This is a genomic window from Kineococcus arenarius subsp. arenarius, assembly GCF_050871845.1.
Taxonomy (GTDB): Bacteria; Actinomycetota; Actinomycetes; order Actinomycetales; family Kineococcaceae; genus Kineococcus.
In genome coordinates, this window is the sequence record NZ_JBJLSE010000001.1 from 124,566 (window position 1) to 137,984 (window position 13,419).

Genomic DNA, 13,419 nt, shown 5'->3' on the forward strand with positions numbered 1-13,419 from the left:
CTCGGCGTGACCCGGCTGCTGCCGGCCGGCGACCGCGCCTGGCTGCTGGACCCGGGCGAACCCGGACCGCCCGGCGGTCCCGGTCACGCGCTGCGCGTGCCGCGGTTCGCCCGGGCCCTGCAGGAGGACGCGCCCGCAGGGGTGCAGGACGTCCTGCCCGCCGCCCGCACCGTCCTCATCACCCTGCTCCCGGAAGCCGACGCCGACGCCGTCGGACGCGAGGTGCTCAAGCGCTGGGCGCAGGTGCCGGCCGAGGGCACCGCCTCCTCCACGACGCAGGACGTCGTGGAGATCCCCGTCCGCTACGACGGCCAGGACCTCGGCGACGTCGCCGACCTCCTCGGCGTGAGCGTCGACGACGTCGTCGCGCAGCACACCGGCACCACCTGGCAGTGCGCGTTCGTCGGGTTCGCCCCCGGCTTCGGGTACCTGCGCAGCCACGACGACCGCCTCGGCGTCCCCCGGCGCGCGCAGTCGCGCAGCGCCGTCCCCGCCGGCGCCGTCGCCCTCGCCGACGGCTTCAGCGCCGTCTACCCCCGCCGCTCGCCCGGCGGGTGGCAGCTGATCGGCACCACCACCGCCACGCTGTGGGACGTCACCGCCGACCCGCCCGCCCTGCTCCAGCCCGGGACAGCGGTCCGCTTCGTGCAGGAGCACGGCTGATGGGCGCGCTGGAGGTCCTCGCGACCGGGCCGCTGACGACCGTGCAGGACCACGGCCGTCCCGGCCGCTTCCGCTACGGCGTCGGGGTCGCCGGTGCCGCCGACCGCTCGGCGCTCGCGCTCGCGAACCGCCTCGTCGGCAACCCGCCCGGGCACGCCGCCCTCGAGGTGCTCCTCGGCGGGCTGGAGGTCCGGGCCACCGCACCGCTCGTCGTCGCCATCACCGGTGCACCCGCTGCGGGCACCGTGGACGGAGCACCGGTCCCGCACAGCAGCGTCCTGCTCCTCGACCCCGGTCAGGTGCTCCGCCTCGCACCCGCCAGGACCGGCCTGCGCAGCTACCTCGCCGTGCGCGGCGGCTTCGCCGTCGCCCCCGTCCTCGGCTCCTGCAGCCGCGACACGCTCGCCGGACTCGGCCCCGAGCCCCTGCGCCCGGGCGACCGGCTCCCCGTCGGCCCACCCCCGCCGCGCCGGCCCGTGCTGCGCACCGCCCCCGTCGCCGCACCGGCCACCGGGACCGTCACGGTCGGCGTCCTGCTCGGTCCTCGCGCCGACTGGTTCACCGACCCGACCGTCCTCTTCACCGGCACCTGGACGGTGACGCCGGACTCCGACCGCGTCGGGCTGCGCCTGCACCGCCCCGACGGCCAGCCCGGCCTCGAACGCTCCCGCCACGACGAACTGCCCTCGGAAGGCGTGGCCCGGGGGTCCCTGCAGGTGCCGCCCAGCGCACAGCCCGTCCTGTTCGGCCCCGACCACCCCGTCACCGGCGGCTACCCCGTCATCGGGGTCGTCCGCGACGCCGACCTCGACCGCCTCGCCCAGGTCCGCCCCGGGCAGTCACTGCGCCTGCGCCCCGTCCCCGCCCGGGAGGTCTCCGACCCGTGAACCCCGACGACCTCCACGAGTTCGCGCAGGTGCTCTTCGACGACGCACCCACCCCCCTCGCAGGGCAGGGCCCCGCCGGGTGGGGCCCCGTCGACGGACGCGACGTCTGCCTCGCCGTGGCCGGCGCCGCCTCGGAGGTGCGCGTGCGAGCGCTCGCCGCCCGCACCGGCCGGCCCCTGGTCACCGTGTTCGCCGGGGACGACGCCGACCACGACGGCGGAGCCGCCGACCTGCGGGTGCTCGGCGCCCTGGCGCGCGACAGCGCCGCCCTGTCCGGGGTGGTGCCGCAGATCGCCGTCGTGCTCACCACCGCCGACCGCGAAGCCGCCCTCCTGCTGCCGCTCGCCGACCTCGCCGTGGCCGTCCGCGGCGCGCGATCGGCGCTCGCGGACCCCGCCGCGGCCGAGACCGTGACCGGAACGGCGCGCAGCGCCGGGGACCTGGGCGGCGCCGACCTGCACGCGGAGGTGACGGGACGGTTCGCGCACGTCGCCGAGGACGCCGCCGAGGCCGCGAGGTTCGTGCGCGACGTGCTGGCCCACCTGCCGAGCAACAACCGCGCCACCGCCCCCCGGCTGCCGGACGCGGGCCCCGACCCCGCCGAGGACGACCCCGAGCTGGCAGGTCTGCTGCCGACGGAACCGGGCGCGCCCTACGACGTGCGCGAGGTCGTCGCCCGGCTCGCCGACGACGACCTCGTGGAGCTGCACACCGCGCACGCCCCGCACGTCGTGACGGCGTTCGCCCGGATCGACGGGTGGAGCACCGGGGTCGTCGCCACCCAGCCCGCCGTCCGCGGCGGGGCGCTCGACGCCGCGGCCGCCGGCAAGGCCGCCCGGTTCGTCCGGTGGTGCGACGCGTTCGGCGTTCCCGTGCTGACCCTCGTGGACACCGCCGGTGCCGTGCCGGCCGGGGAGGACGACGAGGGCGCCCCCACCGCCGCCCTCGCCCGGTTGCTGTACGCGTACGCGGAGGCGACCGTCGGACTGGTCACGGTGCTGACGGGCCGGGCGCACGGCCCCGCCCGGCTGGCTCTCGGCTCCGGGCACGTCGGAGCCGACCTCGTCCTGGCCTGGCCGCGCGCCCGGACCGGCGAGCGCGACGAGTTCGCGGCGGCGGCACGAGCGTCTGCCGCCGACGACTGGCGCGCGCTCGTGCGCGAGGCCGCGGCCGCCGCCGAGCCCGTCGAGGCGGTGCGCCGCGGGGACGTCGACGCCGTCGTCGACCCCGGCACCACCCGCACGCACCTGGCCGCCGCACTGCGCCTGTTGCACCGCAAGACCGGGCAGCAGCCCGCCCGCCGTCACGGGAACGTGCCGCTGTGAACGGCTGGGAGGTCACCGGGCACCCCACGGACACCGAGCTCGCCGCCGTCCTCGCCGCCGTCGCAGCCCTGCGCACCCCCACCCGCGCCCCCCGACCGCTGTACCGCGACGACTGGGGCTCACCCGCGTCGCTGCTGCGCACACCGTTCCCGCCACCACCCGCCGACCCCGAGGAGGACCCGCGGTGAGCACGACCCGCATCCGCAAGGTGCTCGTCGCCAACCGCGGCGAGATCGCACTGCGCGTCCTGCGCGGCGCCCGCGACACCGGCGTCGCCGGGGTCGCCGTCTACGCCGATCCCGACGCCGACTCCCCGCACGTGAGCGCCGCCGACGAGGCGTTCGCCCTCGGCGGCAGCACCGCCGCCGAGACGTACCTCGACGCGGACAAGCTGATCGACGCGGCCCGCCGGTGCGGAGCCGACGCGGTGCACCCCGGGTACGGGTTCCTGTCGGAGAACGCCGACTTCGCCCGGAAGGTCCTCGACGCCGGGCTGACGTGGATCGGGCCGCCACCGCGGGCCATCGAGCTGCTCGGCGACAAGGTGTCCGCGCGCCGGATCGCCCAGGAGACCGGCGCCCCCCTCGTCCCCGGCACCGCGCAGCCGGTCGCCGGCGTCGACGAGGTGCTCGCGTTCGCCCGGGAGCACGGCCTGCCCATCGCCGTGAAGGCCGCCCACGGCGGTGGCGGGCGCGGGCTGAAGGTGGCGCGCAGCCTGCAGGAGGTCCCGGAGCTGTTCGCGTCCGCGACCCGCGAGGCCCTCACCGCGTTCGGGCGCGGGGAGTGCTTCGTGGAACGCTGGCTGGATCGGCCCCGGCACGTGGAGGCGCAAGTCCTCGCCGACGACCACGGGAACGTCACCGTCGTCGGCACCCGCGACTGCTCGTTGCAGCGGCGGTTCCAGAAGCTCGTCGAGGAAGCCCCCGCTCCGTTCCTCACCGACTCCCAGCGGGAGCGCATCACGGAGTCGGCACGCGCCGTGTGCCGGGCAGTGGGCTACCGCGGCGCCGGGACGGTCGAGTTCTTGATCGGGGAAGACGGCACGATCACTTTCCTGGAGGTCAACACCCGCCTCCAGGTCGAGCACCCCGTCACCGAGGAGGCGTACGGCGTCGACCTCGTCGCCGAGCAGCTCCGCATCGCCGAAGGTCACCGGCTGCCGTTCGCGCACGACCCCGAACCCCGTGCGCACGCGATCGAGTTCCGGCTCAACGCCGAGGACCCCGCCCGCGGCTTCCTCCCCGCCCCCGGGACCGTGACCCGGTGGGAACCGCCCGGAGGTCCCGGCGTCCGTGTCGACGCCGGCGTGCGCCTCGGGAACCCCGTCGGCGGGACGTTCGACTCCCTGCTCGCCAAGCTCGTGGTCACCGGCGGCACCCGCGAACAGGCGCTCGCCAGGGCCCGGCGGGCGCTCGCGGAGTTCACCGTCGAAGGTGTGCCGACCGTCCTGCCGTTCCACCGTTCCGTCGTCGATGACCCGGCCTTCACGGCGACCGGCGGGTTCACCGTCCACACCCGCTGGATCGAGACGCAGTGGAGCGGGCGCGGTGCGGGGCAGCCGCAGGGGTCGGTGGCCCCGGAGCCGGCGGCGGAGCGCCGCACCCTCGTGCTGGAGGTCGACGGCCGCCGCGTCACCGTCACCCTGCCCGCCGACGAGCTCGCCGCGCCCACCGACCGTCCCCGGTCCCGGCGTGGCGAGCGGCGCAGGGGTACCGCCCCTGCCGAGCCGGGTGCCGTTCCCGCCCCGATGGACGGGACCGTCGTCCGGTTGGCCGTCGAGCAGGGTGCGCAGGTGCAGCAGGGCGACCTGCTCGTCGTCCTGGAGGCGATGAAGATGGAGACGCCGGTGACGGCGCCACGCGCCGGCACCGTGCGGCGGGTCCGGGTCGAGGCCGGTGGCAGCGTGGCGCAGGGCGCCCCGCTCCTCACCCTGGAGTGACAGCTCCGTCCCCCGGCAGGGCGGTCAGGCCCACGCTGCCGGGTCGTGCACCGTGCGGTTCAGTTCCGACTCCCGGGCACCCATCGCGATGGAGTTCGTGGTGCCCTCGCCGGTGTCCAGGCCCCAGATGCGGCCCGTGGAGCGGCCGCGGGCGAAGTTCACCACGACGATGCCGTCGCAGGGGACGACCTTTTCCTGCCACGCGAAGAGGTAGACGTCCTCACGCACCTTCCAGACCCGCCCGCGGTCGGTGTCGGCCAGCCCCTCCTCCGCACCGGCCAGGCAGTGCCAGGTGTAGGCGCTGCCGGTGAGGTACAGGTGCTCGTAGGCGTTGCCGGGGCCGTAGACGTAGAGGACGCGACGGCCCACCAGGTCGCTGCTGCGGTGGTGGCGGGCCGCCCCGCCGGTCGTGGAACCGGACCTGACCTCCTCCTCGACGCGGACGGTGCCGACCGGGCCCGGCGGGGCGACGTGGCTGCGCACGACGGTCGTGGCCCCGTCCAGCGTGTCGAGGACGACGACGTGCGCCACCCCCTCCGGCCCGGGGGAGGCGGTGTGGATCAGGAACAGCCCCTCGTCGACCCGTTTCACCGACACCGGGCCGGTGGACTCCCCGGCTCCGGGGCGGTCGTCGACGACGGTCGCCGAGCCGTCCGTCGAGATCCGGACGGTCAGCGTCCCGCCGTCGTCGAGGCGGATCGCGACGTCGGTCCCGGACAGCTCGTCGGTGTCGGGCAGGTTGTGGTCGCTGAACCCGTCACCGTCGAGGGCGTTGAGCGTGGGCCACTCGGAGGCGACGGGGTAGTCGACGGTCTGCTGCTGCTCGGTCATGCTTCCGCACCGGCCTCGGGGCCCTCCTGCGGGACCGCTTCGTGGACGAGGGTGCCGCGGAACCACGTCTGCAGGACGGTCGTCGCGTGGACCTGCTCCACGGGCACCTCGAACAGGTCCCGGTCGAGGACCACGAGGTCGGCGGACAGCCCCGGGGTGATCCGGCCGACCTCCTCCTCCAGGCCCAGCGCGCGGGCCGGGCCGGTCGTGAACGCGCTGAGCGCCGTGGGCAGGTCGAGGGCCTGCGCCGGGTTCAGGCCACCGGTCATCGACGGGTCGGGGTTGCGCCGCGTCACGAGCGTCTGCAGGCCCGTCCACGGGTCCGGGGTGGGCAGCGCGCACGGCCAGTCCGACCCGGCGGCCACGACCGCGCCGGACTCGACGAGGTCGCGCAGCGGCCACAGGGTGTCGACGAGCTCGTCGGGCACCTCGGCGGCGATGGCCTCGACGATGACGCCGGGGTACCAGATGTAGGGCGAGGCGTCGGCGACGACGTCCAGGGCCGCGAAGCGGGGCAGGTCGTCGGGGTGGACCCACTCGGCGTGGGCGATGTGGAACAGCGGCCCCGGTCCGCGCTCGGCGCGGACGGCTTCGACGGCGTCGAGGACGGCGCGCGCCGAGGCGTCACCGGTGGCGTGGAACTTCGCGCCGACGCCCAGGTCGTAGCAGTGCTCGACCTGGGCCCGCAGGTCCTCCGGCGTCCAGTACAGCTCGCCCCGCTCGGGGGTGTCGTGCTGGTGGTGGCAGCGGTAGGGCGTCAGCAGCGCGGTGGTCCGGGTCGTGGGCACCCCGTCGAGGACGACCTTGACGAAGTCCGGCCGCACGAGGTCGCTGCGGTGCCGGCGCAGTTCGGCGACCAGTTCGTCGCCGACGATGCTGGCCTCCAGGAAGGGCCGCACGGGGGCGGAGGTGACGACCCGCACGGTCAGGCGGCCCTCGTCCTCCAGCGTGCGCAGCGCCTGCACCGGCGCGGGGGTGGTGGCGGCGTCCTGCACGGAGGTGATGCCGTAGGAGTTGACGATGCGCACCGCCTCCTCCATCGCCCCCAGGGTGCGGGCGGCGGGGTCGGGCACCGAGGCCGCGAACGCCGATTCCGCGACGGCGGAGGCCATCTCGTGCAGCACGCCGGTCAGCTGCCCCTCGGGGGTGCGGACGTAGTGCCCGCCGTCGGGGTCCGGGGTGCCGGCGTCGACGCCCATGGCCCGCAGGGCCGCGCTGCTGACCCACCGGTTGTGCATGGAGTCGTCGCGCAGCAGCACCGGCCGGCCCCCGGCGGCCTCGTCGAGGCGCGCCAGCGCGTCGCGGTCCTGGCTGACCGCGGCGATGGTGGTGCTGCCGAGGATGCCGCCGACGACCCACTCGTCCGGGGCCAGGTCCGCCGCCCACGCCCGGACCGCGGCCAGCACCTCGTCCAGTCCGAGGGTGGGGGCCAGGGGCAGTTCCCAGCGGGCCTGCCCGCCGCCGAGGTTGAGGTGGATGTGCGCGTCGACCAGAGCGGGCATGGCGAAGCGGCCGGCGAGGTCGACGCGGCGGGTGGACGGCCCGGCCAGCGCGGCCAGCTCCCCGTCGCCGCCGACGGCGGTGATGACGCCGCCGGTGACGGCCACCGCCTGCGCCCACGGGCGGGCCGGGTCCTGCGTCCAGATCCGGCCGCCCGTGAACAGGGTGTCCGGGGCGGGGGTGGTCGTCTCACGGGGGGTGGTGCTCACGCTGGTCCTCCGGGTGGCGCTGGGTGGTGTTCGGTGTTTCGCGGATCGGTCACTGCGCGGTCGCGGCCCGCTGCCCTGCGGGTGCGACCGCACGACGTCGCGTCGACGGGCCAGGACGGGTGTACCAGCCGGAGAGGAGCGGGAGGTCCCGGCTCTTGGTTCTCCTAGTGGAGAACAACGTGGCACGGCGGAAGGTCCTTGGGAAGGACCTGGAGCGTTGGAAACAGGAACGTCACCGGCCGGAAACACCGCGCGGCCGGGCGAGCAGCGTGCGGGCGTCACCCCGGCGGGGCGGCGGTGGTGCGGGAGGGCTCAGCCGATCCTCTCCACGGTGGTGGAGATCGAGGTGGCGTCCTTGCCGGGCAGCCACGGCATGACCCGGTTCCACCCGGCGCGCTCCAGCGCCCGGTCGAGCACGTCGGTGCTCATCGCCTCCGCGCCGGGTTCGGTGGCCCACGGCAGCAGGCGGTACCACCCCGGCTCGGCGCCCCGGCTCCTGGACCGGCCCCTGTACCGCTCCGTGACCGGATCGCCGTCCTCGGCGCCCTGGTGCACGGGGACGCGCGAGTGCCGCTGGCCCGTCTCGGGCAGCGTCAGCACCAGGGCCTCGACGCCGTACCGGGCGGCGCGCTGGGCGGTGAAGGTCGCCGTCAGGCGCCGTCCGCGCGGGGCGGGCCCGTCCCACTCCGGCGGATCGCCCAGGTCACGGGCTCGCGCGATCCCGCAGCCGAGGTCGTCGAGGTGCTCGGCGAGCTCGGTCAGTTCCGCGTGCAGGTGCTGCAGCTCGTCGAGGACGTCCTGCTCGTGCCGCGGCGAGGTGCCTCTCGCGTCGCCCGAGCGGCCGGTGGAGCGGGCTGCGGCAGGGGCGGGGCGCCAGCGGCTGAGGTCGTCGGGGGCCTGCTGCCACGTGCCCGGGCGTGCGGGTGCCCGAGCGGGTCCATGCCGGGGCGGGAACTGCTGAGCGTGCAGCGGGGCACCGGGCTGCGGGCCCGGCTCCCGGTCCTGCGCCGTGGGCGGGCCGCTGATCAGCGACCAGTCCTGGTGCAGAGCGAGGTGCTGGTGCCGGGCGAGGACCTCGGCGGTGTCGATGCTCTGCAGGAGCTGGTCGAGCAGGTGGCCCGTCACCCGCTCGCACGCGAGTTTGCGGATCCGGGCGCGAGTGCCCTTGCCGCCGCGGACCTTGGTGCCCTTGGCGGTGCGGTCCAGGACGCTGCCCAGCCGGGACAGGGCGTGGTCCACCTCCGCGCCGGCGACGGCGACGCGACCGATCTCGCGCAGGACGTCATCGGTGGGGCAGGCAACCACCGGGTCATCTTGGCGCAGAACAGGCCGAGGTGCACGCACTTCGAGCTCGCGCCCGGGCGGAACCCGAGCACGCGGCGACCAGGGCGAGCCGGGCGTGCCCCGGCCACCGGACCGGTCAGCCCCCGCCGTCCCTCCCACCTCCCGCCACCTGCCCCCGCAGCGGGAGGCGGGTGCCGGGCGGCAGCGCGTGCGGGAGGTCGACGTCGCGCACCGCCCCGGCCACCTCGACCTCTCGACAGGCCGGGTCGCGCAGCAGTTCCCGCAGCCCCGCCCCGGAGGCGGCGACGTCCGCCGCCCGTGCCCAGTGCCGGCACCCCACGAGCACGGGGTGCCCTCCGCGCCCGTGCCACCCGGCGCGCACCAGCGCCGCGTCGGGCCGATCCTCGCCGGCCGCCAGCACCGCCCGCACGTCGTCCGCCCCCACGTCCGGCAGGTCCACCAGCATCAGCAGCAACGCCTGCGCCCCGAGCGAGCGCGCGTACCGCAACGCGGCGAGCACGCCCGCGCCCGGACCGCTGCGCCAGTCGGGCACTTCCAGGACGGCCACGTGGGCCGGCAGCCCGGCCCACACGTCCCCGGCGGCGGCGCCGACGGTGACCGCGACCGGTGCGCACCCGCCCGCGCGCAGCACCTGCGCCGCGCGCGCCGCCCAGCCGGTGCCCTCCGCTGTGCGCAGCAACGCCTTGGGAACTCCCATGCGGGTTCCCGCACCGGCGGCGAGCACCACTCCCACGGCCTGCACGTGCCGATCCCACCACACCCACGCGCCCGTCGCGGCGGCCGTCCCGCTGATCACCGCGGGAGCGCGACCCGCTGTGTTTCCGGGGTGTTTCGGCCGTGTTCCAGCTCCGGTGCCCTTTGGAGGTTCCCACCAGGGACGAGCGCCGACGGGCCCAGAATGCTGGAGCACCGGCGGCTGCGCACCGGCGCCGCGCGCGGGAACACTGGGCCGCCCAGCACCGAGGAGGAGGAGCGCCGGTGGACAGCACCGAGGAAGGCGCAGTCGGGATCGCTGCGCTGGACGCCCTGGACGACGAGGGGTTCCACGCCCTGCTGCTGTCCTGCTGCCACGCCCCCGGGTGGGCGTCGGCGGTGTCGGCGCGTCGACCGTTCGGCACGCCGGCCGCGCTGCTGGAGGCGGCCGACGCCGAACTGGCCGCCACCTCCGAAGCGGACGTGGACGCCGCTCTGTCCGCCCACCCCCGCATCGGGGAGCGGCCGGCGAACCCCGCCTCCCGCCGCGAGCAGGCCGCTGCCCTGGCGGCCGACCCCGCCGTGCTCGACGCCCTCGCGCAGGGCAACCGCGAGTACGAGGCCCGTTTCGGCCACGTGTACCTGGTGTGCGCGTCCGGGCGCAGCGCCGAGGAGCTGCTGACCGTGCTGCGCTCGCGCCTGGGCAACGACCCGGCCACCGAACGCGCCGTGCTGCGCCGGGAACTGGCCGCGATCACACGCCTGCGCCTGCAGCGCGCCGTGGCCGACGCCACCGGGAACCCGTCGTGACGAGCCTTTCCACCCACGTCCTCGACGCCGTCACCGGAACCCCTGCGACGGGGGTGGGCCTGACCCTCACCGGCCCCGCCGGCGAGGTGCTGGCGAGCGGCAGGACCGACGGCGACGGGCGCGCCCGCCTGGCGGACGACCTCACCCCCGGCGTGCACCGCCTGACGTTCGCCACGGGGGAGTGGTCCGCCTCCGCGGGCCGCGAGACGTTCCACCCGGAGGTCGTCGTCACCTTCACCGTGGCCGCGCAGGCGCACCTGCACGTGCCGCTGCTGCTGTCCCCCTTCGCCTACTCCACCTACCGCGGGAGCTGACCGTGTCGATCGTCCTGGCGAGCCACCAGTACGGCAAGGCGGAGAACCGGGTCGTCCGCGTCCAGCGGGACTCCGCACGCCACGAGATCGTGGACCTGAACGTCACCACGACCCTGCGCGGCGACTTCGCCGACGCCTACCTCACCGGCGACCAGTCCAAGGTGCTGCCGACGGACACGCAGAAGAACACCGTGTACGCGTACGCCAAGCAGAAGGGCGTCGCCAGCATCGAGGGGTACGCGCTCGACCTGGCGCGCCACTTCGTCGACGACGTCGCCCCCGTCACCGGCGCCCGCGTCGACGTCGACGCGTACCCGTGGACGCGGGCGCAGGTCGGCGGGACCGACCACGACCACACGTGGGTTCGTTCCGGCAGCGAGGTCCGCACCGCCGCCGTGACCGTCAGCGGTCAGGGCGAGCAGCAGGTCACGCACGTGCTCGCGGGTCTGAAGGAGCTGACGCTGCTGAAGTCCACCGGCTCGCAGTTCAAGGGGTTCCTCGAGGACGAGTACACGACGCTGCGCGAGACCGACGACCGCGTCATGGCGACGTCCCTGGTGGCGACGTGGCGCTACGGCGCAGCAGCCCTCGCGGACGGTTTCGACTTCGACGCCGCGTACGCGCGGATCCGGCAGAGCATGCTGGAGCAGTTCGCGACGCTGCACTCCCTGGCGCTGCAGCAGACCCTCTGGAACATGGGCAAGGCGGCGCTCGAGCGGGTTCCCGAGGCGGTGGAGATCCGCCTGCTGGCGCCGAACAAGCACCACTTCGACTACGACCTGGAGCGCTTCGGCGTGCAGAACCACGGTGAGGTCTTCCACGCCGACGACCGCCCCTACGGGCTGATCCAGGCCGTCGTCGCGAACGACGCCCACCCCGCGGCGCCGGAGGCGTGGACGTGAACGCCGAGGTGGAGGAGTACTTCCTGGACCGTGCCGTGGAGCTGGCGACGAAGAACGTCGCGGAGGGCGGCGGACCGTTCGGTGCTGTCCTCGTGCGCGGCGGGGAGCTGCTGGCGACGGGCCAGAACCGGGTCACCCGCGACAACGACCCGACCGCGCACGCGGAGGTGCAGGCCATCCGTGCCGCGTGCCGGCGTGCGGGCACGTTCTCCCTGGCCGGCAGCACGCTGTACTCCAGCTGCGAGCCGTGCCCGATGTGCCTGGCGTCGTCGCTGTGGGCGCGGGTGGAGCGCGTGGTGTACGCCGCCGACCGCGACGACGCCGCCCGCGGGGGCTTCGACGACCGCGCGTTCTACGAGCTGTTCTCCACCGACCGGGCGCTGTGGTCCACACCGGTGCTCCAGCAGCGGGTGCGCACCGCCGCCGAGCCGTTCGACGCGTGGCTGACCAGCGCCGCGCGCGTCGACTACTGAGCGACCCCGCCGTGCCCACCGGGATCGCCGGGGTCGCCGTGCAGGTCGCCGCGCAGGTCGTCGTGCAGCCGCAGCGCGACGTGCACGTCGGCGAGGTCGGCGACATCGCGCAGGTTCCGGCCGAGCAGCTCCTCCAGGCGCCCCACCCGGTAGCGCACGGTGTTCTGGTGCACGTGCAGCGCGTGCGCGGTGCGGGTCGGCGAGCACCCGTGGCGCAGGTGGGTGCGCAGCGTGCCGAGCAGTTCGGCGTCGGCGAGCACCGGCCCGAGCACGGTGCGCGCGAACGCCGTGCGCTCGCGCGCCGGGACGGTGCGCAGCAGGTCCAGCACGGTGCCGGTGTCTGTGTCCTCCACGACGACGACGCCGCCCGTGCCGGCGCGCGCGGCGGCCAGGGCGCGCCGCGCGCCGGCCACCGCCTCCTCGCCACCCTCCCCGGCCCGGCTCGCGCCGGCGAGCAGGCGGCGCGAGGCGAGGGACGGCTGCAGGCGCAGCAGGCGCCGGCGCAGCAGCGCCACCAGATCGGGGCGGGCCTCGACCACCGCGGTGGCCCCGCCGGAGGTGACCTGCAGCCGGTGCGGCACGTCGGCCAGGGCGTCGGCCAGGGCCCGGGCCGAGCACGCCCCCTCGGCCAGGACCACCACGACGCCCCCGCGCGGGGCCGGTGGTGCCGCGGCGGTGCGGCGGTGCACGGCGACCGCGCCGGCGAGCGCGTCGAAGAGCGCCACCGCTCCCGCCGGCGCACCGGCGTCGACGAGCACCCACCAGCGCTCGGCGGGGTCCTCGGCGGCCACGGCGCGCACCTGCAGCGCCCCGACGGCCGGATGCACCAGTGCCGGGCCGCTGCCGCCGTGCGCACCGGCGCGCGCCGCGCGCAGCACCACGTCGTCGACCTCGTCCTCGCTCAGCGGCGCCGGGCCGGGCACCACCTGCCGGCCGGTCGCCGACAGCACCCGCACGGGCGAGCCGAGGTGCGCGGCGACGTCGCCGGCCTGCTCGGCCAGGGAGCGGCCCTCGGCGAGGCCGCGCAGCAGCCGCTGCACCGCACCGTCGTGGCCGGCGGAACCCGTGCCGGCGCCGGGTGCGGTGGCCGCGGCGACGTGCGCGCTGACCTCGTGGAACGGCAGGTCGGCGGGCACCGCGAACAGCGGCAGCCCGTGCCGGTGCGCGGCCTGCACGACGTCCGCGGGCACCTCCCCGAGCAGGCCCTCGCCCACGGCCAGGGCGCTGGCGCCGGCCTCGGCGACGGCGGCGACGAACCGCTCGCTGTCGGCGGCCTCGCGGCGCCACACCAGACCGGTGAGGACCAGGTGCGCCACGCCCACGTACCGGCCGGGGTCGAGCAGGTCCACGGTGCTGGTGCCGGTCACGGGGCGCTGCAGCGCAGCGGGTTCACCGCCCAGGAGCCGCAGCCCGGCGATCGCGCCGGGCACCGCGCCGGTCCCTCCACCGCCGGCCCCGTCGCCGCCGGCCGCCGGGCTGCCGTGGGCACCGCCGCGCCCGGGCAGCAGGTCGTGCACCCGCACCCGCACCCCCACCCCCACCCCCACCGTCTCGAGAAGGGCTCGCGC

Annotated in this window: 14 protein-coding genes; 9 read left to right on the plus strand and 5 right to left on the minus strand. The window is 76.3% G+C overall.

The window, feature by feature from the left end:
- Positions 1-6: 6 nt before the first annotated feature.
- The 5 genes from ACRYM0_RS00600 to ACRYM0_RS00620 are packed head-to-tail and all read left to right on the plus strand — an operon-like array spanning position 7 to position 4,814.
- Positions 7-663, plus strand: coding sequence for a 5-oxoprolinase subunit B family protein (locus ACRYM0_RS00600; RefSeq protein WP_432501072.1), 657 nt, complete (start codon positions 7-9; stop codon positions 661-663).
- Positions 663-1,550 carry a 5-oxoprolinase subunit C family protein gene (locus ACRYM0_RS00605; RefSeq protein WP_432501074.1) on the plus strand — a complete coding sequence of 296 codons (888 nt, stop codon included), beginning with the start codon at positions 663-665 and terminating at the stop codon, positions 1,548-1,550. Before ACRYM0_RS00600 ends, ACRYM0_RS00605 begins: the two co-directional genes overlap by 1 nt.
- On the plus strand, positions 1,547-2,875 hold the full coding sequence (locus ACRYM0_RS00610) for a carboxyl transferase domain-containing protein (protein WP_432501076.1): 1,329 nt from the start codon (positions 1,547-1,549) through the stop codon (positions 2,873-2,875). The genes ACRYM0_RS00605 and ACRYM0_RS00610 overlap by 4 nt, the downstream gene beginning before the upstream one ends.
- Complete coding sequence (locus tag ACRYM0_RS00615; protein ID WP_432501078.1) at positions 2,872-3,063, plus strand: acyl-CoA carboxylase epsilon subunit; 192 nt, start codon at positions 2,872-2,874, stop codon at positions 3,061-3,063. The genes ACRYM0_RS00610 and ACRYM0_RS00615 overlap by 4 nt, the downstream gene beginning before the upstream one ends.
- Positions 3,060-4,814 (plus strand): acetyl/propionyl/methylcrotonyl-CoA carboxylase subunit alpha, encoded by a 1,755-nt coding sequence (locus tag ACRYM0_RS00620; RefSeq protein WP_432501080.1) that lies wholly within the window; start codon positions 3,060-3,062, stop codon positions 4,812-4,814. Before ACRYM0_RS00615 ends, ACRYM0_RS00620 begins: the two co-directional genes overlap by 4 nt.
- Positions 4,815-4,838: 24 nt before the next feature.
- Here the strand turns inward: ACRYM0_RS00620 and ACRYM0_RS00625 are convergent, their stop codons facing one another.
- The 4 genes from ACRYM0_RS00625 to ACRYM0_RS00640 all read right to left on the minus strand — a co-directional run bounded on the left by ACRYM0_RS00625 (position 4,839) and on the right by ACRYM0_RS00640 (position 9,455).
- Positions 4,839-5,645, minus strand: a complete 807-nt coding sequence (locus ACRYM0_RS00625) for a MoaF C-terminal domain-containing protein (protein WP_432501082.1) — start codon at positions 5,643-5,645, stop codon at positions 4,839-4,841.
- On the minus strand, positions 5,642-7,354 hold the full coding sequence (locus tag ACRYM0_RS00630; RefSeq protein ID WP_432501084.1) for an amidohydrolase: 1,713 nt from the start codon (positions 7,352-7,354) through the stop codon (positions 5,642-5,644). The genes ACRYM0_RS00625 and ACRYM0_RS00630 overlap by 4 nt, the downstream gene beginning before the upstream one ends.
- Before the next feature lie 312 nt (positions 7,355-7,666).
- Positions 7,667-8,659, minus strand: a complete 993-nt coding sequence (locus ACRYM0_RS00635) for a hypothetical protein (RefSeq protein ID WP_432501086.1) — start codon at positions 8,657-8,659, stop codon at positions 7,667-7,669.
- Between the two features lie 115 nt (positions 8,660-8,774).
- Positions 8,775-9,455, minus strand: a complete 681-nt coding sequence (locus ACRYM0_RS00640) for a nucleotidyltransferase family protein (protein WP_432501088.1) — start codon at positions 9,453-9,455, stop codon at positions 8,775-8,777.
- Between the two features lie 182 nt (positions 9,456-9,637).
- On the opposite strand from ACRYM0_RS00640, the gene uraD reads away from it, so the two are divergent.
- From uraD to ACRYM0_RS00660, 4 genes are read left to right on the plus strand one after another with little or no spacing between them, the layout of a single operon-like run.
- Positions 9,638-10,162: a 2-oxo-4-hydroxy-4-carboxy-5-ureidoimidazoline decarboxylase gene (gene uraD / locus ACRYM0_RS00645; protein WP_432501090.1), complete on the plus strand. Its 525-nt coding sequence runs from the start codon at positions 9,638-9,640 to the stop codon at positions 10,160-10,162.
- Positions 10,159-10,476, plus strand: a complete 318-nt coding sequence (uraH, locus tag ACRYM0_RS00650) for a hydroxyisourate hydrolase (protein ID WP_432501092.1) — start codon at positions 10,159-10,161, stop codon at positions 10,474-10,476. Before uraD ends, uraH begins: the two co-directional genes overlap by 4 nt.
- 2 nt (positions 10,477-10,478) lie before the next feature.
- The gene (pucL, locus tag ACRYM0_RS00655; RefSeq protein ID WP_432501095.1) at positions 10,479-11,378 is read left to right on the plus strand and encodes a factor-independent urate hydroxylase; all 900 of its coding nucleotides are present in this window, start codon (positions 10,479-10,481) and stop codon (positions 11,376-11,378) included.
- Positions 11,369-11,851, plus strand: a complete 483-nt coding sequence (locus ACRYM0_RS00660) for a nucleoside deaminase (protein WP_432501097.1) — start codon at positions 11,369-11,371, stop codon at positions 11,849-11,851. The genes pucL and ACRYM0_RS00660 overlap by 10 nt, the downstream gene beginning before the upstream one ends.
- Here ACRYM0_RS00660 and ACRYM0_RS00665 read toward each other — a convergent pair.
- Complete coding sequence (locus ACRYM0_RS00665) at positions 11,845-13,374, minus strand: helix-turn-helix domain-containing protein (protein WP_432501099.1); 1,530 nt, start codon at positions 13,372-13,374, stop codon at positions 11,845-11,847. The two genes, ACRYM0_RS00660 and ACRYM0_RS00665, sit on opposite strands and share 7 nt — an antisense overlap.
- Positions 13,375-13,419 lie beyond the last annotated feature (45 nt).

Excerpts from the sequence above, each read along its gene's own strand:
- ACRYM0_RS00605 (WP_432501074.1), top strand. The coding sequence starts at position 663 with ATGGGCGCGCTGGAGGTCCTCGCGACCGGGCCGCTGACGACCGTGCAG.
- ACRYM0_RS00625 (WP_432501082.1), bottom strand. The coding sequence starts at position 5,645 with ATGACCGAGCAGCAGCAGACCGTCGACTACCCCGTCGCCTCCGAGTGG.